Source organism: Tsukamurella ocularis (assembly GCF_965138335.1).
Taxonomy (GTDB): domain Bacteria; phylum Actinomycetota; class Actinomycetes; order Mycobacteriales; family Mycobacteriaceae; genus Tsukamurella; species Tsukamurella ocularis_A.
This window is the reverse complement of sequence record NZ_CBCSDV010000005.1, coordinates 153,646-170,638: the sequence shown is the minus strand read 5'-3', so window position 1 is coordinate 170,638 and position 16,993 is coordinate 153,646. Positions and strand designations below refer to the sequence as shown.

General features: G+C 72.6%; 17 protein-coding genes and 1 riboswitch. Of the genes, 8 read left to right on the top strand and 9 right to left on the bottom strand.

What is annotated here, in order from left to right; genetic code table 11:
- The 3 genes from ACNAYW_RS07405 to ACNAYW_RS07395 are packed head-to-tail and all read right to left on the bottom strand — an operon-like array spanning window position 1 to window position 4,676.
- Window positions 1–2,355, bottom strand: a complete 2,355-nt coding sequence (locus ACNAYW_RS07405) for a serine/threonine-protein kinase (protein WP_415849061.1) — start codon at window positions 2,353–2,355, stop codon at window positions 1–3.
- 6 nt (window positions 2,356–2,361) lie between these two features.
- Window positions 2,362–3,342 (bottom strand): glutamate ABC transporter substrate-binding protein, encoded by a 981-nt coding sequence (locus ACNAYW_RS07400; RefSeq protein ID WP_415849060.1) that lies wholly within the window; start codon window positions 3,340–3,342, stop codon window positions 2,362–2,364.
- Window positions 3,339–4,676, bottom strand: a complete 1,338-nt coding sequence (locus tag ACNAYW_RS07395) for a hypothetical protein (RefSeq protein WP_415849059.1) — start codon at window positions 4,674–4,676, stop codon at window positions 3,339–3,341. The genes ACNAYW_RS07400 and ACNAYW_RS07395 overlap by 4 nt, the downstream gene beginning before the upstream one ends.
- A gap of 152 nt (window positions 4,677–4,828) precedes the next feature.
- On the opposite strand from ACNAYW_RS07395, the gene ACNAYW_RS07390 reads away from it, so the two are divergent.
- Together ACNAYW_RS07390 and ACNAYW_RS07385 are read left to right on the top strand one after the other, a co-directional pair.
- Window positions 4,829–5,299 carry an NUDIX hydrolase gene (locus ACNAYW_RS07390; protein ID WP_415849058.1) on the top strand — a complete coding sequence of 157 codons (471 nt, stop codon included), beginning with the start codon at window positions 4,829–4,831 and terminating at the stop codon, window positions 5,297–5,299.
- A gap of 7 nt (window positions 5,300–5,306) precedes the next feature.
- Window positions 5,307–5,432, top strand: coding sequence for a hypothetical protein (locus ACNAYW_RS07385; RefSeq protein ID WP_415849057.1), 126 nt, complete (start codon window positions 5,307–5,309; stop codon window positions 5,430–5,432).
- A 177-nt stretch (window positions 5,433–5,609) separates the two neighbouring features.
- Here the strand turns inward: ACNAYW_RS07385 and ACNAYW_RS07380 are convergent, their stop codons facing one another.
- The gene (locus ACNAYW_RS07380; RefSeq protein WP_415849056.1) at window positions 5,610–6,017 is read right to left on the bottom strand and encodes a YybH family protein; all 408 of its coding nucleotides are present in this window, start codon (window positions 6,015–6,017) and stop codon (window positions 5,610–5,612) included.
- On the opposite strand from ACNAYW_RS07380, the gene ACNAYW_RS07375 reads away from it, so the two are divergent.
- Window positions 6,009–6,431, top strand: a complete 423-nt coding sequence (locus ACNAYW_RS07375) for a winged helix-turn-helix transcriptional regulator (RefSeq protein ID WP_415849055.1) — start codon at window positions 6,009–6,011, stop codon at window positions 6,429–6,431. The genes ACNAYW_RS07380 and ACNAYW_RS07375 overlap by 9 nt on opposite strands.
- A 9-nt stretch (window positions 6,432–6,440) precedes the next feature.
- Here ACNAYW_RS07375 and thiE read toward each other — a convergent pair whose 3' ends face one another.
- Entirely contained in the window at window positions 6,441–7,106 is a 666-nt protein-coding gene (gene thiE / locus ACNAYW_RS07370) for a thiamine phosphate synthase (protein ID WP_415849054.1), read from the bottom strand.
- A gap of 33 nt (window positions 7,107–7,139) precedes the next feature.
- Window positions 7,140–7,251: riboswitch (TPP riboswitch) on the top strand.
- Between thiE and thiO the strand changes: the two genes are divergently transcribed.
- The 5 genes from thiO (at window position 7,245) to ACNAYW_RS07345 (ending at window position 12,062) form a co-directional block, all read left to right on the top strand.
- On the top strand, window positions 7,245–8,282 hold the full coding sequence (gene thiO, locus ACNAYW_RS07365; RefSeq protein WP_415849053.1) for a glycine oxidase ThiO: 1,038 nt from the start codon (window positions 7,245–7,247) through the stop codon (window positions 8,280–8,282). (Overlaps the previous riboswitch by 7 nt.)
- Window positions 8,273–8,470: a sulfur carrier protein ThiS gene (thiS, locus tag ACNAYW_RS07360; protein WP_415849052.1), complete on the top strand. Its 198-nt coding sequence runs from the start codon at window positions 8,273–8,275 to the stop codon at window positions 8,468–8,470. The genes thiO and thiS overlap by 10 nt, the downstream gene beginning before the upstream one ends.
- The gene (gene thiG, locus ACNAYW_RS07355; RefSeq protein ID WP_415849051.1) at window positions 8,463–9,266 is read left to right on the top strand and encodes a thiazole synthase; all 804 of its coding nucleotides are present in this window, start codon (window positions 8,463–8,465) and stop codon (window positions 9,264–9,266) included. The genes thiS and thiG overlap by 8 nt, the downstream gene beginning before the upstream one ends.
- Before the next feature lie 52 nt (window positions 9,267–9,318).
- Window positions 9,319–10,698 (top strand): ABC1 kinase family protein, encoded by a 1,380-nt coding sequence (locus ACNAYW_RS07350; protein ID WP_415849101.1) that lies wholly within the window; start codon window positions 9,319–9,321, stop codon window positions 10,696–10,698.
- Between the two features lie 11 nt (window positions 10,699–10,709).
- Complete coding sequence (locus ACNAYW_RS07345; protein WP_415849050.1) at window positions 10,710–12,062, top strand: TetR/AcrR family transcriptional regulator; 1,353 nt, start codon at window positions 10,710–10,712, stop codon at window positions 12,060–12,062.
- A 4-nt stretch (window positions 12,063–12,066) separates the two neighbouring features.
- Here ACNAYW_RS07345 and ACNAYW_RS07340 read toward each other — a convergent pair whose 3' ends face one another.
- The 4 genes from ACNAYW_RS07340 to ACNAYW_RS07325 all read right to left on the bottom strand — a co-directional run bounded on the left by ACNAYW_RS07340 (window position 12,067) and on the right by ACNAYW_RS07325 (window position 16,985).
- Window positions 12,067–13,416 carry an MFS transporter gene (locus tag ACNAYW_RS07340; RefSeq protein WP_415849100.1) on the bottom strand — a complete coding sequence of 450 codons (1,350 nt, stop codon included), beginning with the start codon at window positions 13,414–13,416 and terminating at the stop codon, window positions 12,067–12,069.
- Window positions 13,417–13,569: 153 nt separating this feature from the next.
- Window positions 13,570–14,415, bottom strand: coding sequence for a LuxR C-terminal-related transcriptional regulator (locus tag ACNAYW_RS07335; protein ID WP_415849049.1), 846 nt, complete (start codon window positions 14,413–14,415; stop codon window positions 13,570–13,572).
- Window positions 14,416–14,590: 175 nt separating this feature from the next.
- On the bottom strand, window positions 14,591–15,499 hold the full coding sequence (locus tag ACNAYW_RS07330; RefSeq protein WP_415849048.1) for a serine hydrolase: 909 nt from the start codon (window positions 15,497–15,499) through the stop codon (window positions 14,591–14,593).
- The gene (locus ACNAYW_RS07325; protein WP_415849047.1) at window positions 15,483–16,985 is read right to left on the bottom strand and encodes a serine/threonine-protein kinase; all 1,503 of its coding nucleotides are present in this window, start codon (window positions 16,983–16,985) and stop codon (window positions 15,483–15,485) included. Before ACNAYW_RS07325 ends, ACNAYW_RS07330 begins: the two co-directional genes overlap by 17 nt.
- Between the last annotated feature and the right edge of the window lie 8 nt (window positions 16,986–16,993).

The following is a 16,993-nucleotide window of genomic DNA, read 5'->3' as shown; positions in this document are numbered from 1 at the left end:
TCAGAACAGCGTGCGCGGGCGGATCGCGTTCGCCAGGTCGACCAGCGCGTGCCGCTGCCGTTTGCGCTCGGCGAGCGCGGCGATGTCGCGCAGTGATTTCTCGGTCGCCTTGCGCAGGCCCCGCTCGGTGAGCGCGTGATCGAGCAGCGTGCGGGTACCGTCCAGCCGGCCGTGCTGATTGCGGTGCTGCACCCAGCCGAGCGCCACGCCGAGCACCAGCGCGCGGAGCTGCAGCCTGCGGAACTCGGACTTGGGCAGGGTGCGCACGCGGCGCGCGGCCTCGTGCAGCTGCGCCTCCGTGACCTCGGCCAGATCGCGGCCGTGCACCAGCGCGACCACCGATGAGCACAGCGCATTGTGGTAGTGCCGGCTGGTCGAGGGCACCTGATCGAGGATTTCGACGGTGCCCACCACGTCGCCCGCTGCGCGGCGCATCCGGGCGGCGCCGAAGGCCGCGGAGATGATGCCGCGGTCGGTGCGCCACACGTTCTCGTACCGGCACCGCGCGCGATCCAACCACCCGTCCGGATCGGATTCGCCGGAGACGTAACAGAACTCGGCGGCCACCGCGGCGGCCAGCTTCGGCGCGGCCTCGCCGGGCGCCTGGTCGGTCACCGTCTCGAAGTAGTCGTAGGCCGCGGCGTAATCGCCCTGCATGAGCGCCGTCTCGGCGCGGTACCACGTGACCTGCCAGCGGTGCGGCTCGCGCGAGGCGAGCGAATCGAGCAGTGTGGTGGCGGCGTCCACCTCGCCCAGTTCCAGGTGCGCACGGGCCTCCGCGAGATCGATCTCGACGGTGCCCGCCATCGCCTCGCGCAACTCGGCGAGCGAGTCGAGGATCTGGGTGGGGTCGCTGCGCATGGTCAGCGCGAGCACGCCGGCGGCGGGATCCGAGGGGTTCGCGATCGGGATCGGCAGCGCCGCCAGCACTTCCGGGGCGCGCAGCCGGTCGTCGTGCACCTCGGGGTCGGGGTCGACGGCCCGCAGCATCAGCTCGACGCCGAAGGTGGAGCGCTGCGGCGTGAAGACCACCGACAGGCCGGGCCGCGGCTCACCGGACTTGGTGGAGAGGCACTCCCGCAGCACGCCGAGCAGCTGATCGGTGAGCTCCGCGGCCGAGGAGAAGCGCTCCTCCGGGTCGTCCGCCGTCGCCTTCACCAGCAGCCGGTACAGCGAGTTGTACTTCGCGAGGGTGGCGTCCTCGGTGGGGGAGGGCAGTCCGTCGACGTACCGGCCCTGTTCCATCGGCACGTTGGCCACCAGGACCGCGAGCGTGCGGCCCACCGTGTAGACGTCCGAGGCCACCGAGGGGCCGGTCTTCCCGATCTCCGGCGCCTGGAAACCCGGTGTGCCGTAGATGTACCCGTAGCCGCCGAGCGGGGCGACGGCACCCAGGTCGATGAGCTTGACGTCCTCCTCGCTGATCATGATGTTGTCCGGCTTGAGGTCGTTGTAGGCCAGGCCCAGGCTGTGCAGGTACCCGAGGGCGGGGAGCACCTCGAGGATGTAGGCGATCGCCTGCTCGACCTCCACCTTGGCGCCGGCGCCCGCGCCCGCGCCGGGTCCGGTGTCCCCGGCGGCCTCGGCGAGGATGTCCTTCACCGTCTTGCCGGGCACGTACTCCATCACGATGTAGCCGATCTGGGTGCCGTCCGGATCGGGGTGTTCGACGAAGTTGTAGATCTTCACGATGGACGGGTGCGTCATCTCGGCGAGGAAGCGTCGCTCCGAGACGGCGACCGCCTGCGCCTGGGCGTCGCCCGAGTTGAGCAGGCCCTTGAGCACGACGGGCCGGTCGACCACGTTGAGATCGGTGGCCAGGTAGATCCAGCCCATGCCGCCGTGCGCGATGGCGCCCTTGATCTCGTACTGGTCGGCGACGATGTCGCCGGGGTTGAGTGCGGGCTCGAAGGAGAATCGGGCACCGCAGTGCGGGCAGGTGCCGATCAGCTGCCCGGGCTCGCCGTCGTGCGCGCGACCGACGGGCTTGCGGCAGTTCCAGCAGTACCGCTTGCCCTCGGCGATGATCGGGTTGGTGCGGATCGCCTCGGACGGGTCGACCTCGGTGATCCGGGGGATCTCGACGAGGCCGCCGCCCACCCGCCGGCGTGCCGCGACGCGGGTGGTGCTCGCGGTCCGGGCGGGGGCGTTGCCGAACCGCGGCGTCGCCTCGGTCGCCACGGCGGGTGCCGGCGGCGGCACCGTCGTCACCTGCGTGCCGACGGGCGGGGGCTCGGTGTCGTCGAACAGGTCGACCATCGGCGCGCCGACGGTGCCCTGCTCCTCGTCCTCGTCGTCGTCGAAGGGGACGACCTGGGCCTGCGTGTGCTCGGCCTCGTCGATGTCGTCAGTCATCGTGCATCACCCCTCGTACCTCGCCGCCGGTGCCGACCAGACCTGGCCGAGCGACGGGGCGAACCACTGGTTGTACAGGCGCATCCACGTCCCGTCGAAGGCCATCCGCAGAAGCACCCCATTGATGAAACGCACGAGGTCGGTCCGGTTCTTCCCGACGCCGACCGCGTAGTACTCGAGCCCCATCGACGGGCCGGTGATCGTGAGGTTCGGGTCCTGGTCCTCGAGCCCCGCGAGGATGGCGTCGTCGGTGGAGATCGCATCCACCTGCGACTGCTGCAGCATCACCAGGCAGTCCGACCAGGAGTCCGCCGCCACGACGGTGGCGCTCGGCACCAGCCGGCGCACCCGGTCGAGCGAGGTGGTGCCGCGCACCTCGCACACCCGGCGGCTGGAGAGGTCGCCGACGGTGTTGATCGGCGCGCCCCGCGGCGCGAGGATGCGTTGCTGCGCGATGAAGTAGGTGGCGGAGAAGGCCACCGACTTGGCCCGGTCGCAGGTGGCGGACATGGTCTTGACCACCACGTCGACGGTGCCCTCCTCGAGCGCCTTCTGCCGCTCCGCCGTGGAGAGGATCCGGAAGTGGATCCGATCGGGGTCGCCGAAGATCGCGGCGGCGATCTGGTGCGCGATGTCGGCGTCGAAGCCCTTGATCTCGCCCGTGATGGGGTCGCGGAACGAGAGCAGGTTGGAGCCGATGTCGATGCCCACCACGAGCCGGCCGCGGTCGTGGATGTCGGCCATCGTCGTGCCGGGCACCATCTGCCCCGGCGCGGGCAGCCCCGACGGCGACGGCGTCGCGGTGCACATCTGCACCTCGGCCGGGATCGGGGTGTCGGTCGGCACCACCGCGCCGGAGCCGGGGACCGGCTGCGTGACTGCGGTGACCGCGTCGCCGGGGGCTTCGGGGGCGGAGACGACGCAGCCCGTCGACGCCAGCGCGACGGTCAGGCCGAGGGCGATCCCGGTGAGTGTGCGGCGCATCATCGGTACTCCCTCACCCGGGGGTAGAAGCCGGCAGCGACCCCGGCGGCCGCGAGCACGCAGAGGATGAACGCGCCCGGGCCGGAGAAGGCGATCGCGAACCGGGCGGTGTTGACGTTGTCGCGGTAGAGCGTGCGCGCCCGGTCGATCGCCGCCGTGAGGTGCCCGTCGAGCGACCGGTAGGCGACGGCCGCGGAGCCGGGGTCGGTGCCGATGGCGACGCGCGTCGCGCCCAAGTAGTCGCCCGTCGCCTCGCGGGCGGCGATCTGCTGGTGCGCGGTGACCCAGCGCTGCGCGTCGGCGCGCGCCGCCTCGACGGCGGCCGCGATCTGCGGGTCGGAGTCGCCGACCGACTTCAGGTCCTCCTCCGCCGCCTGGAGGGTCTCGGCGAAGGCCGAAGCGGACACGCCGCGGCCGGCGCCGCGCTGCACCAGGCCCATCGTCTCCATGGATCGGGCCTTCTGCGTCAGGGTGCGGGCCTGGGAGAGCGCGTCGACCGCCGCGGTGCCGCGCTGTTCGGCGCGCAGCGAGTAGGTCGAGGACGTCAGGCCGGCGATCACCACCCAGGTCATCGCGATGGTGAGCGCCGCGGCGGCCACGATCAGGCCGCGGTTGACCCGGCGTTGCGTGCGTCGCGCGAGGTACTGGTGGGTGAGCAGGACCGAGGCCAGCGCGATGCCGAGCACGCCGTAGATCGCCCACGGCGGCGACGCGAACTGATCGTGCGTGCGGCGCAGGTTCTCCGTCTCCTCGCGGTAGAAGCTCTCCGCCGCGGGCAGCAGGGTGTCCTGCATGAGGGTGGATGCGGTCGCCAGGTAGGCGGCCGCCACCGAGTTGTCGAGGCGGTTGTTGGTGCGCGCCGTCTCGACCAGTCCCGTGTACACGGGCAGGTTCATCGCGAGGGTGTCGAGATTGTCGTGGGCGCGGCCGTCGTCGGCGGGCAGGCTCGTCGCCGAGGTGATGAGCGCCTTCCCGGCGGTGGCGAGGGCGACGCTGTAGCTGCTCTGGATCTCGTCCGAGGGGAGGCCGCCCGCCACGAAGGCGGCGTTGGCGGACTCGTTCGCCGCCGAGAGGGAGCTGTAGAGCACCTGGGCCGCGTGCGCGCGGGGCTCGTAGTCGGCGAGGTTCTGCTGCAGTACCTCGGTCCGGGAGAGTTGCGCCGCGGAGGTGAACCAGCCCGCGAAGAGACACATCGTGATCAGCACGAGCGCCATCGAGACGAGCTTGCCGGGGCTGGAGGTGAAGAACTCGCGCAGCTCCGCGAAAACCGAGGATTCAGGGAAGGATCTCAGGCGCAGTGACGACAGCTGCCGGTTCTTCGACGCCTGGGCTGTCACCGTCTGCTCCTTCCCTGCGTTCCACCCTTCGGCCGGGGCCGGGCCACTGCGGACATCGTGGCTTCGACCCTATCGCGCGGCGCCCTTCCGCAGACGGGATGACGCGCAGAGACGTCGCCCCGAGTCGACCCCGTTCGGCTACGGTGGGTGTCGTGTTGGGTGACGGGAACGGGTGGGTCCGCGACCCGGACGGCTCCCGGTTCTGGGGCCGGTTCGGCGCCGCGGGTCTGTTGGCTCTGTCGCAGGACGAGAGCCGGGTGTTACTCCAGCACCGCGCGTGGTGGAGTCATCAGGGCGGAACCTGGGCCCTGCCCGGCGGAGCGCGGGACTCGCACGAGTCCGCCGCCGACGCCGCGCTCCGCGAGGCGTTCGAGGAGACGGGGCTCCCACCCACGTCGCTCGAGGTGCTCTCCGAGGTGGTCACCGCCCGCTCGCAGGTCGGCTGGACCTATACGACGGTGCTCGCCCGCCTCGTCGAGCCGCGCGAACTGGTGCCCAACGAGGAGTCCACGGCGTTGGAGTGGGTCCTGCTCGATGCGGTGCTCGAGCGCAAACTGCACCCCGCCTTCGCCACGGCCTGGCCGGACCTCCAGGTCCAGGTGCGCGCCCTCGCGAGCGATTAGGAGTCGCGTGTACGGGGTCGCGCTGTGGGCGCTGCTGCTCGTCCTGCTCGTTACCGCGGCCGTGGTGATCTTCGTCGTCCCGCCGCGCTCGCGCCGCCGTGGCGGGCGGTCGCGCCCGTCCGACCGCCGCTGACATTCGTCCCCCGCGCGGCGCCGAATCCCCGCTGCGGCGTTCAGTCCCCCACGGGACGCCGGTCGTTCGGCGGGGGCCTGGCCGTCCCCCGCGCGGTGCCGAGTCCCCCATGAAACGCCGATCCTCCCGCACCGCACGCTCGGGCGAATATCGGTGCCCGCCCGGCGGGAGGCGATGTCACGGACGCTCGGCGACACCGAGCGGGTTGTCGATGACGTACCGCCAGCGACCGTCGTGCCCGCGTCGCGCGACGTCGGTCGCGGTGCCGCGAACATCGATGTCCGCTCCCGATGCGGTTCGCCCGACGATCTCCCAGTCGACGATCAGCAGGGCGAGGGCGTCGTCGAACCGGTGCACCTGCCGCACCGTGACGGTGATCGGGACTCCCAGCGCCTGCAATGCGGTGTTCGCGGACCGCCGGTCGTCCCCTGTGACGGCGGCACCGTCGGGCGTGACGAAGACCGCGGCCGGCTCGTAGACCCGATCCAGCGCCGCCGGGTCGCCGGAGTTGAAGGCTTCGGCGAAGACGGACGGATGCCGATGCGGCTCTGTGGTCAGCTCGATAGCGTGGGGCGCGTGAACCATGAGCCCACGCTGGCAGCCGACTCCGTGGCTCACCAAACGGTGAGCGCGCCGGTGGTCGACGACCTCGTGCCGGACGGCGCGGGCAACCACAGCGCGCCCTCGACGGACTGCCCCGTCGAGACGGCGCTCGCGGCGATCACGGGGAAGTGGACGACGCTCCTTCTGCGTGAGCTGAGCCGGGGTGCGCTGACCTTCGGTGGTCTGAAGGCGGCTCTGCCCGAGCTCTCCGACAAGGTGCTGGCCGATCGGCTGGCGGCCCTCGTCGACCGCGGCGTGGTCGATCGGATCGCGCAGCGCGGCTACCCGAATCGCGTGACGTACTCGCTCACCGAGGCGGGACGAGCTCTGCGGCCCCTGCTGATCGAGCTCTACCGCACGGGAACCCGACTCCAGGAGCTGCAGCGCGACCCGTGAATCGTGCGGCTACCCGAGGGCTGCCTTGAGGGCGCGGGCGGCGGACTCGGGGTCGTCGGCGGCGGTGATGGCGCGGACCACGACGATCGCGTCGGCGCCCGCGGCGGTCACCTCGGGCACGCGGGGCAGGTCGATGCCGCCGATGGCGAACCACTTCCGCGCGGGCGACGCGGCGGCGGTCTCCCGCACCAGCGGCAGGCCCGGCGCGGAGCGCCCGGGCTTGGTGGGAGTGGGCCAGCACGGTCCGGTGCAGAAGTAGTCGACGCCCTCCTCCGCGGCGGCCGCGCGCGCCTGGGCACCGTCGTGCGTGGACCGCCCGATCACGACGTCCGGCCCGACGATCGCGCGGGCCACCGGGACCGGAAGGTCGTCCTGGCCGAGATGCAGCACGTCCGCCCGGGCGGCGAAGGCGATGTCGGCGCGGTCGTTCACCGCGACCAGCGCGCCGTGTTCGTGCGCGATCTCCTGCAGCTGCGCGACGATCTCGATCTCCTGCGCCGCCTCGAGCGCCCCGAACTCCCGCTCGCCCGCCGAGCCCTTGTCGCGCAGCTGCACGACGTCGACGCCGCCGCGCAGCGCCGCGGCCACGAACTCGGCGAGGTCGCCGCGCTCGCGGCGGGCGTCGGTGCACAGGTACAGGGAGGCGGAGGCGAGCCGCTCGCGGGGGGAGATCATGGCCCCAGCGTAGGCCCGGCGGAGTAGGCTGGAGTGCGTACACACGGGAGCTCCCGCCGCGGGGCTGAGAGTGGGGCACGTCGCGCCCCTGACCGTCAGACCTGATCCGGGTAATGCCGGCGAAGGAAGGATTTCCACGTGACGAGGACTGTGACCGTCGTGGGCGGAGGCACCGTCGGCCTCACCGTCGCCCGGGCCCTGGCCGTGCGGGGGAGCGCCGTCACCGTCGTCGATCCGCAGCCGGGCTCGGGCGCGTCCTGGGTGGCCGGCGGCATGATCGCCCCGTACTCGGAGGCGTGGCCGGGCGAGGAGGAGCTGTTCCGGCTCGGCGTCGAATCCCTGCGCCTGTGGGAGGGATTCGCGCGCGATCTCCAGCCCTTCGCCGACGGTCCGCTGATCACCTCGCGCGGCACCGTGCACCTTGCCGTCGACGACGGGGACGCCGCCGAGCTGGAGACGATCGCCGCGGCCGTGGGCGACCCCGCGCAGTTCTGCCCGCTGCGCCCGTCCGCCGCGGCGCGCGCAGTTCCCGGTGCGGCGCCCCGGATTCGGGCCGCGGCGTCGGCGCCGGCCGAGCTCGCCGTCGACAACCGCCTGCTCCATCGGGCGCTCCGGGCGGCCTGCACCACCGCGGGAGTGACCTTCCGCGCGGAGGCGGTGGCCGGCGCCGATGCCCTGCACGACCTGCCCGGCGACGCGGTGATCGTCTGCGCCGGAGCGGATTCCGCGACCCTCGCGCCGGAGGTCGGGGTGCGACCCGTTAAGGGTGAGGTGGTCCGGTTGCGGCGCGGCGCCACGTGCCTGCCTCCGCCGGAGGTGACGGTGCGGGCCCGGGTCCGCGGCCGGCAGGTGTACGTGGTGCCCCGCGCCGACGGGGTCGTCGTCGGCGCCACGCAGTACGAGAACGACCACGATTTGGGGGTGCGGATCGGCCCCGTGGCGGAGCTGCTGGACGACGCCTTCACGGTGCTGCCCTTCCTCCGCGAGTACGAGTTCGTGGAGGTCACCGCGGGCCTACGCCCCACGACGGCGGGCAACGTCCCCGTGATCGCGCCGCTGCGCGGCCGCGTCTTCGCGGCGACGGGGCACGGACGGAACGGGCTGCTCCTCGCCCCGGTGACGGGGTTGCGGGCGGCGGATATGGTTCTTCAGCAGGAGGTGCAGGCATGGAGCTGACGGTGAACGGCGACGACCGGCAGGTGCTCGACGGGACGTCGGCGCACTCGCTGCTCGACCAACTCGGGCTGCCGGACAAGGGCGTGGCGATCGCGGTGAACGGCGCCGTCCACCCGCGCTCGCGGTGGGACGAGGCGCTGCCCGCGTACGCCGACGTCGAGGTGCTGACGGCGGTCCAGGGTGGCTGAGCAGTCCGATCCGCTGGTCATCGCGGGCCGGGCGTTCGGCTCGCGGCTCATCACGGGTACCGGCGGCAGCGCCAACCTCGACCACCTGCGCGCGGCGCTCGTGGCCTCCGGCACGGAGCTGACCACCGTCTCGCTGCGGCGCACCAGCCTCGCGGAGGGCGGCGGCGTGCTCGGGACCATCCGCGAGCTGGGCATCATGCCGCTGCCGAACACCGCCGGCTGCCTCGGTGCCGCCGAGGCGGTGCTCACGGCGCAGCTGGCCCGCGAGGCGCTGCACACCGACTGGGTGAAGCTGGAGGTGATCGGCGACGAGCGGACCCTGTTGCCCGACGCCGTGGCGCTCGTCGAGGCGGCCGAGGAGCTGGTCGCCGACGGTTTCACCGTGCTGCCCTACACGAACGACGACCCGATCCTCGCCCGGCGCCTCGCCGACGTGGGCTGCGCCGCGGTCATGCCCGCGGGCTCGCCCATCGGCACGGGCCTCGGGATCCTCAATCCGCACAACATCGAGATGATCGTGGCGCAGAGCACCGTGCCGGTGATCCTGGACGCCGGGATCGGCACCGCCAGCGATGCGGCACTCGCGATGGAACTCGGCTGCGACGCCGTGCTTCTCGCCTCCGCGGTCACCCGCGCCGCCGATCCGGAGGCGATGGCGACCGCCATGCGGCTCGCGGTGGAGGCGGGCAGGCTCGCCCGCGGTGCCGGTCGGATCCCGCAGCGCCGCTGGGCGGTGCCCTCCTCGCCGATGGACGGCCGCATGGCCGGAGCGACGGGATCCCGTGGCCGGGCCTGACGCCGCCGGGCGCAACCCCGCCGGGAGCGATCCGAGGGGCGCGCCGGACGGGGTGTCGACGGCACCGTCGGGTCGGATCCGGCGCAGCGCGCAGATCGGCGGCGTCGCGGTGCGGCACGCCGCCCGGACGGCGGGCACCCTGGCGACCTCGCGGTTCCGCGACGACGAGGCGGCCCGGTACGCCCGGGACGCGACGATCCTCGCGCTCGCGGACGACCTGGTGACGGTGCTCGGCGGCATGCGCGGCGCCGCCATGAAACTGGGGCAGCTGGTGGCCGTCATCGACATCGGCATCACGGGCACCACGGCGCGGGCGGCCTTCACGGAGCGGATGCAGCCGCTGTTCCATGCGGCGCCGCGCTGGACCGACAGCGCCATGATGACGGTGCTCGATCAGGAGCTGGGGGAGTTGCGCGGGCGGATCGTCCGGCTCGACGGTCCGATCGCGTCCGCGTCGATCGGGCAGGTCTACCGCGGCGTCCTCGACGACGGCCGGGACGTCGCGGTGAAGATCCAGTACCCGCGGGTCGACGCGATGGTCCGAGCGGACCTGAAGAACATGCGGCTACTGCTCAAGGTGCTGGGCAAGTACATCCCGGCTTCGAACGCGACGGCGCTGTCCGAGGAGATCGCGCGCCAGGTACTCGCCGAGCTCGATTTCGTGGCGGAGCTTCGACACCACCGCTATTTCGCCGATCACTTCGCCGGGCATCCGGCCATCGTCGTGCCGCAGCCCGTCGACGACCTGTGCACCGGCCGCGTGCTGGTGACCGAGTTCCTCGACGGCGAACCCTTCGCGGCGGCCGCGGCCCTCGACCAGGACCGGCGGGACCGGATCGGGGAGGCGGTGTACCGCTTCTACTGCGGCGAGATGTATCGCACCGGTAGGTTCTGCGCGGACCCGCACCCGGGCAACGTGCTCGTGCTGCCCGACGGTCGGGCGGGGTTCGTCGACTTCGGAATGACGGTGCAGCTGACCGACGAGGAGCACGGCTTCGAGCGCGGCCTGTTCACGGCACTGCTGCGCGGCGAGTCCGAGCAGGTGCACGCACTCGCCGTGCAGGCCGGGTTCATCGGCCGCCCCGACCTCATGGACGCCGGCGACCTCGCCGAGTACATCGACCGCGTCGTCGGCTGGCACCTGCACGACGGCGACGTGACCATCACGCCGGAGACCGCGCGCGACGCCGTGATCGCCGCGACGCTCCCCGCGGGCGGCTTCTACGACAAGTTCGAGGGCCAGATGCTGCAGGCCGAACACGCCCTCGGCCGGCGCACGGACATGTCGACGGTGGCGTTGCTCGGCGAGCTCCGCGCGACGAATCCGTGGCGGGCGATCGCCTGCGAGGTCCTGGGACTGGGCGGTCCGGCGACACCGATGGGTATTGCCATTGCAGAGTGGCGCGAACTGCGTAGAACGGATGCGGGATAGAATCTTCAACTATGTCGGGATCGGAGTCGGGCGTCGCTGAGGCCTCCAGGCCGCGCCGCGGCCGCCCGCCGTCGATCGGGCTCGCCGAGCGCCGCCGCGAGGAGCTGACCGACGCCGCCTTCACGGTCTTCGCGGAGCAGGGCTACGAGCAGGCCTCGGTCGCAGACATCGCCCGGCGCGCGGGCATGGGGCAGGGCACCCTGTACCGGTACGTCGAGGGCAAGCGCGAACTGCTCGACCTCGTCTTCGACCGCTGCGTCGACGAGCTGATGACGGCGATCGCGCCGGACCGGGTCGTCGAGGTGACCGCGAGCGGCGATCTCGACGCCACCGAGAGCATGGTGGAGGGCGTCGCCGCGCGGCTGTTCGACCTCGTCGATTCCCGGCCCGACATCGTCAAGGTGGTGATGGTCCAGTCCGGGACGGTCGACGAGGAACTCCGGTTCCGCATCCAGGGCCTGTACCAGACCTTCGACTCGATGATGGGGCGCGCGCTCGGCCACGCCCGCGACCGCGGCTGGATCGTGACCCGCACCGAGCACCCGGAGAAGGAGACCGTGCAGCTGGGCCGTCTCCTTCCCGCGCTCGGCGTACCCGGCCTGGTGATGGCGCTGCTCGGCGGCGACGACCCCGAACGACGGCAGGCCTACGTCCGTGCCGCCGTGCGGATGTCGGCGAGCGGCGTCCTGTCCGACGGTGCCCGGACCGCGCTCCCGGCCGTCGCACCGTCGAGCCGGGAGACGCCTGCGCCGACCGCCCCGCCGGCGCCGGTGACCGGCCGCTCCGCCCAGCTCCTCGACGCGGCGATCGCCGAGTTCGTCGAGAAGGGCTACGCCGCGGTCGGGGTCCGGGAGATCACCGAGCGCGCCGGAGTCAGCCATGGCACGTTCTACAACTACTTCGACAGCAAGCGGCACATGCTCGCGGTGCTCATCGAGCGGAACCGGGAGGCGGTGTTCGGCCGGCTGGACGCGGCGGTCGGGGCGCTGACCGCGGAGGTCACCGCCGAGCAGCTGCAGGCCGTGGTGCTGGACCTCAACGTCGGCGTGCTGCTCGACATCGCGGAGCGCCTCGACGAGTTCCGGTTCCTCGCGCTCGAGGTGCCCGGTGTCGACGGCGACGCCTTCGACACCTACCTGGGCCTCTACCAGGAGGCCATCGCCCGGTTCGCCGCGATCCTCGGGCCGGCCCGCGCGGCGGGACTGCTGCACGAGAGTCTCGAGACCACCGACATCGCGGAGGTCTGGCTGGGCTACATGCTGGGCACGGTCGCGGCGATGGTCAACGACGTGGACGTGACGAGCCCCGCCGGAAGCGCTCGTGTGGTCACGAATCTGCTTCTCGGCGGGGCCCGGACGCTCTGATCGGTCAGACGGCGGCGAGGTCCTCGCCCGACTGCGCCTCGTCGCGGTCGGCGGGCGCGGACTCGACGATGTCGTGGTCCTTCGTCTCCACCATCAGGTAGCAGCACAGCACGCTCACCGCGGACAGGCCGGCCAGCATGAAGCCGACCCACAGCTGGTTGCCGTCGGCGACCCACTTCGCCGCGATCAGCGGCGGGATGGCGCCGCCGAGGATGCCCGCCAGGTTGTAGCCGAGTCCGGCGCCGGTGTAGCGGTAGCGCTCGTGGAACATCTCGGGCAGCGCGGCGCCGGCCGGGCCGTAGGCGATGCCGAAGATGATCAGCGTGCCGATCAGCCCGACGGCGTACATCGGCAGGCTCTTGGTGTCGAGGATCGGGAACAGCACCAGGGACCACACGACCGCGAGGGCGCACGAGGTCATGATCACCTTGCGGCGGCCGATCTTGTCGGAGTACACCGCCGATGCGGCGATCGCGAGGCCGAAGAAGACGGCGCCCGCCATACCCATCGCCAGCACCGTGGTGCGGGGGAAGCCCAGGTTCTTGGTCGCGTAGTTCGTGAGGAACGCCGTGCCCATGTAGAACAGCGAGAACAACGACGCCAACGCTCCGGCGGCGATGAGGATCTCCTTCCACTGGAAGCGGATCGCGTCCAGGAAGGGCAGCTTGGTGCGGTTGATCTCGCTCATCGCGCGCTTACGGACCTCGGTGAAGACGGGGGTCTCCTCGACGGTCAGTCGCACCCACAGCCCGACGAGCACGAGCAGCGCGGACATCAGGAAGGGGATGCGCCAGCCGATGGTCATGAAGGCGCTCTCGGCGTTCTTGGTGTCGCCGGCGGTCAGCGTGAACAGCAGGAAGGTGCCGCTGGACAGGAAGAACGCGAAGGACGGGCCGAGCTGCGGGAACATCGCGTACAGGCCGCGCTTGCCCTTCGGGGCGTACTCGGCGGTGAGCAGCGTCGCGCCGGCCCACTCGCCGCCCACGGCGAAGCCCTGGAAGAAGCGCATCACCACGAGCAGGACCGGTGCGAGCGTGCCGATGCCGCCCGGGAACAGGCCGAAGACGCCGGTCTCGCTGCCGGGCAGCAGGCCGATCATCACCGTCGCGGCGCCCATGATGAGCAGCGTCCACACCAGCGTGCGCTTGCGGCCGATCCGGTCGCCGAAGTGGCCGAACAGGATCGCGCCCACCGGCCGGGCGAAGAACGCCACGGCGAAGGTCGCGAACGAGGCCAGCGTCGCGACGCCGGGGCTCATGTTCGAGAAGAAGATGGTGGGGAACACCAGGGCGGCGGCGGTGCCGTAGATGAAGAAGTCGTAGAACTCGATCGTGGTTCCGATCGAGCTGGCCATCGCCACCCGGCGGAGCCGGGCCTTCGGGATGACGGGGAGTTCGGGTGCGCTCACGTGGGCTCCTCGGGGTCGGTGGACCCCACGAACGGTAGTGATCGCGGTCACACACCCGGTACCCCCGAAAGGGGGTAGCCGCCGGGCGGCGCGCGGGGGCTACGGCAGGAGGCCGAGGCTGCGGGCGCGGGTGACCGCCTCGAACCGGGTGCGGGTGCCGAGCTTCTGTCCGGCGCTGCGCAGGTACGCCTTCACGGTCTCGGCGCTGATCGAGAGGCGCTGCGCCACCTCGGCGTTCGTGCAGCCCAGGGCCACGTGGGCCAGCGCGTCCAGTTCGCGGGCGGTGAGCGGGCGCTGGGGCGGGGCGACGCCGTCGGGCGGCCGGCCGAGGTCGGTGATGCGGCCGCACGCCGACTCCAGCCGGGACCGCACCGCCCCGTCGGTGATCTCCCCGGCGAGCGCGCGGAGCTCGGAGAAGACCTCGCGCAGCAGCTCCCGGTCGACGCCGCCGAGGGCGGAGCGCTCCGCGGCCGCGGCCTCGGCGAACTGCATCCGTCGCTCGACCTCGTCGCGCACGCGCAGCTCGTAGGCGAGGTCACGGACGGTGCGCGCGACGGCGCCGAGCACGGCGTCGCCGAAGGTGCTCTGCCGGTGATCGGCGGCGTAGAAGACGGCGCGGACCACCCCGTTCACCGCGAGGGGTACCGCGACCATCGAGCGCAGGCCCTCCGCCTGCACGTGCGCGTGGTAGTGCTGGGTGATGCCCGCGGTGCCGTAGTCGGCGACGGCGGTGGGGCGACCGGTGCGCAGGACGTGGCCGCCGAGGCCGGCGCCGCACGCGACCGGCAGGCCGTTGAGCGCGGGGGTGCGCAGGCCGACGCCGCCGCCCAGGATCACGTGGTCCTCGTCGACCATGCCCACGAAGGCCACGGGAAGTTCTGTGCGCGTACGAATTGTTCGGAGGGCGGACCGGGTCGCATCGGCGTCGATCGTGCTGGCGGTCATCGGTCTCTCCGGGCGGTCACAGCGGGTGATTCATCATCGCATGACCGGTTCGTCCGTGTGACGGGAACCACAGGCGGACGGATCGATCGGCGGACGGATCGATCGGCGGACGGATCGATCGGCGGACGGATCGATCGGCGGACGGATCGATCGGCGGACGGATCGGGCGGGCGGATCAGCAGGGCGCCGCCGGCAGGGCCCCGAGCTGCGCGCGGACCGCGTCCGCGAGGCGGGTGAGCGCGACCCTGCCCGACGCGAACGTGCCGTCGGCCGGTCGCGCCGACAGCATGACGCCGGTGTAGCCGCCGGCGGTCTGTACGACGGCGAGCTGGCGCACGACGTAGGCGCCGTCGGTCCCGGGGCCCCAGCCGCCCTTGACGCCGACCGAACGAGCACCCGGCAGGAGGTACGCGCCCCACTGCTGATTCGCATCGACCTCGCGCATCAGCGCGGCGGTCGCCCGGCCCGACGGCGAGCAGGGGAGCCGGGCGGCGAACGTCGCGGCGGGACCGTCCTCCCAGCGGGTCTGCCCGAAGGCGGAGTACTCGGGACGCACCTTCGTCGTCTGCACGACGGTCCGCTCGTCGCCGCCCGCGCGGAGCACCTGCTGCATCGCGGCGCCGGCCTGGTCGGGCGTGGGGAAGGACGACCAGATCGCCTCCGCCGCAGCGTTGTCCGAGCGGATGATGGCTGCCCGCATGTCGGCGGTGACCGCGGGCTGCGGCGTGCCCGCCCGCTCGAGCGCCGCCATGACCAGCGGCACCTTGGACGTCGACCACGCGGGAAGTCCGGTGCCGTTCCCCGCGATCACCACGCGCCCACCGCCCGCGACGGCGACGCTCGCCTGCCCGGGGATGCCCGCGATCGCCCGCTCCAGTGCCGCCCGGAGCGGATCGGCCGGGCGCGGTGCGGTGCTCGACGACCGTGCGTCGGGCGCGCCCGGACGCGTGCTCGCCGCGCCGTGCGGCGCCTCGGACGATGACGCGGGCGATGACGGGGCGGCCGAGCCGGCGTCGCCGATCGTGCACGCGACGGAGCACACCGCGATCGCGAGAAGCGCCGCGGCCCTAATAGATGTAGACAATCGCCTGATTACCTCCGGTGCACGTCACGATGTTGCCGCCGCCGACGCAGGTCATCGTGATGACCCCCAGCTCGGGGTGATCGGGGCTTGCCGCTGAGGTGACTCCGGACTGCGGCGCCGTGTACTTCGCGCGGTAGTCGGCAGCGGTCGCGAGTGCGAAGGGACACGACGTGAACCTGCCGCCCGCAGCCTTGTTCCGGATGTCCGCCGCCACCGTGCCGAAGACCTGGCCGGTGTCACCCGGGCACACCTCGGTGTTCGGCGGCTGGGCCGCCTTCGTCACCGACGGCGTGGTCGACGGCGCCGCGCTCGCCGCGGTCGCCCCGGTGCTGGGTGCCGCGGCGGTCGTGGTCGACGCGACCGGCGTCGACGGTCCGCCGCCGTTCAGCAGGACGACGGCCGCGACGATGCCCGCGACCAGGAGGACCGCGCCGATCGCCAGCGCGGGGATCAGTGCGCGGTTGCGCGGCGGCGAGGCCGCGGCGGGCGGATGGGCGGCCGGGGGCGCGTAGCTCGGCGTGACGTACTGCGGCTGCCCGCTCGAGGACGGCGCGCCGTGCGGGTACGAGATCTGGGTGGGCAGCGGCGCGGACGGGGGCCCCGCCGGGCGGTGCGCCGACGGCACCGTCGTCGTGGTGCCCCAGCTCTGCGGCGTGCCCTGCAGCGCGGCGGTCGCGGCCCGGGCGAGCGAGCCGCAGGTGGGGTAGCGGTCCTCCGGCCGCTTGGCCATGCCCTTGGCGATCACCGCGTCGAGGGCCGCGGGGACGGGCGCGGTCGCCGAGGCCCGCGGCGGCGCGGAGAGCAGGTGGTGTCGCATCATCTCGGAGATCGCGTTCGCGGCGAACGGTGGCCGGCCGGCGAGGAGCTCGTACAGGACACAGGCCAGCGAGTAGACGTCGCCCGCGGGGGTGGCGCCGCCCCCGTCGAAGCGCTCGGGCGCGGCGTAGGCCTGCGAGCCGACGAACAGGCCGGCGGAGGTGCGCCGGTCCCCGTCGCCGTCCACCACGAGACCGAAGTCGAGGAGGTAGGCGAAGCCCGACGGGGTGACCTGGACGTTGGCGGGTTTGACGTCGCGGTGCACGAGCCCCTGCAGGTGTGCGGAATCGAGGGCGGAGGCCACCTGCGTCACGAGGTCGACGGCCCGCTCGGGCGGCAGCGGCCCGGCGGCCACGAGCTCGGCGAGGTTGCTTCCGTCGACGAGCCGCATGTCCAGGTAGAGGGTGCCCTCGATCGAGCCGTAGTCGTGGATCGGGATGACGTGCGGATCGGAGAGCCGCGCGGCGGTCTGCGACTCGTGCGTGAACCGCTCGCGGAAACCGGGATCCTGCGCGACGCCGGCGTGCAGCAGCTTGAGCGCGACGTCGCGGCCCTTCACCGTGTCGTGCGCGAGGTAGACCTCGCCCATACCGCCGCGGCCCAGCAGCCGCACCAGCCGGTACGGACCGAAGATCGTCCCCGCCCGGTCGTTCGCCGAGTCCCCACTCATCCGCCAGC

Bases quoted from the DNA above. Each gene is read 5' to 3' on its own strand.
- ACNAYW_RS07405 (WP_415849061.1), bottom strand. From the start codon at position 2,355: ATGACTGACGACATCGACGAGGCCGAGCACACGCAGGCCCAGGTCGTC.
- ACNAYW_RS07400 (WP_415849060.1), bottom strand. From the start codon at position 3,342: ATGATGCGCCGCACACTCACCGGGATCGCCCTCGGCCTGACCGTCGCG.
- ACNAYW_RS07380 (WP_415849056.1), bottom strand. From the start codon at position 6,017: ATGGTTCACGCGCCCCACGCTATCGAGCTGACCACAGAGCCGCATCGG.
- thiE (WP_415849054.1), bottom strand. From the start codon at position 7,106: ATGATCTCCCCCCGCGAGCGGCTCGCCTCCGCCTCCCTGTACCTGTGC.
- thiS (WP_415849052.1), top strand. From the start codon at position 8,273: ATGGAGCTGACGGTGAACGGCGACGACCGGCAGGTGCTCGACGGGACG.
- ACNAYW_RS07345 (WP_415849050.1), top strand. From the start codon at position 10,710: ATGTCGGGATCGGAGTCGGGCGTCGCTGAGGCCTCCAGGCCGCGCCGC.
- ACNAYW_RS07340 (WP_415849100.1), bottom strand. From the start codon at position 13,416: ATGGCCAGCTCGATCGGAACCACGATCGAGTTCTACGACTTCTTCATC.
- ACNAYW_RS07335 (WP_415849049.1), bottom strand. From the start codon at position 14,415: ATGACCGCCAGCACGATCGACGCCGATGCGACCCGGTCCGCCCTCCGA.
- ACNAYW_RS07325 (WP_415849047.1), bottom strand. From the start codon at position 16,985: ATGAGTGGGGACTCGGCGAACGACCGGGCGGGGACGATCTTCGGTCCG.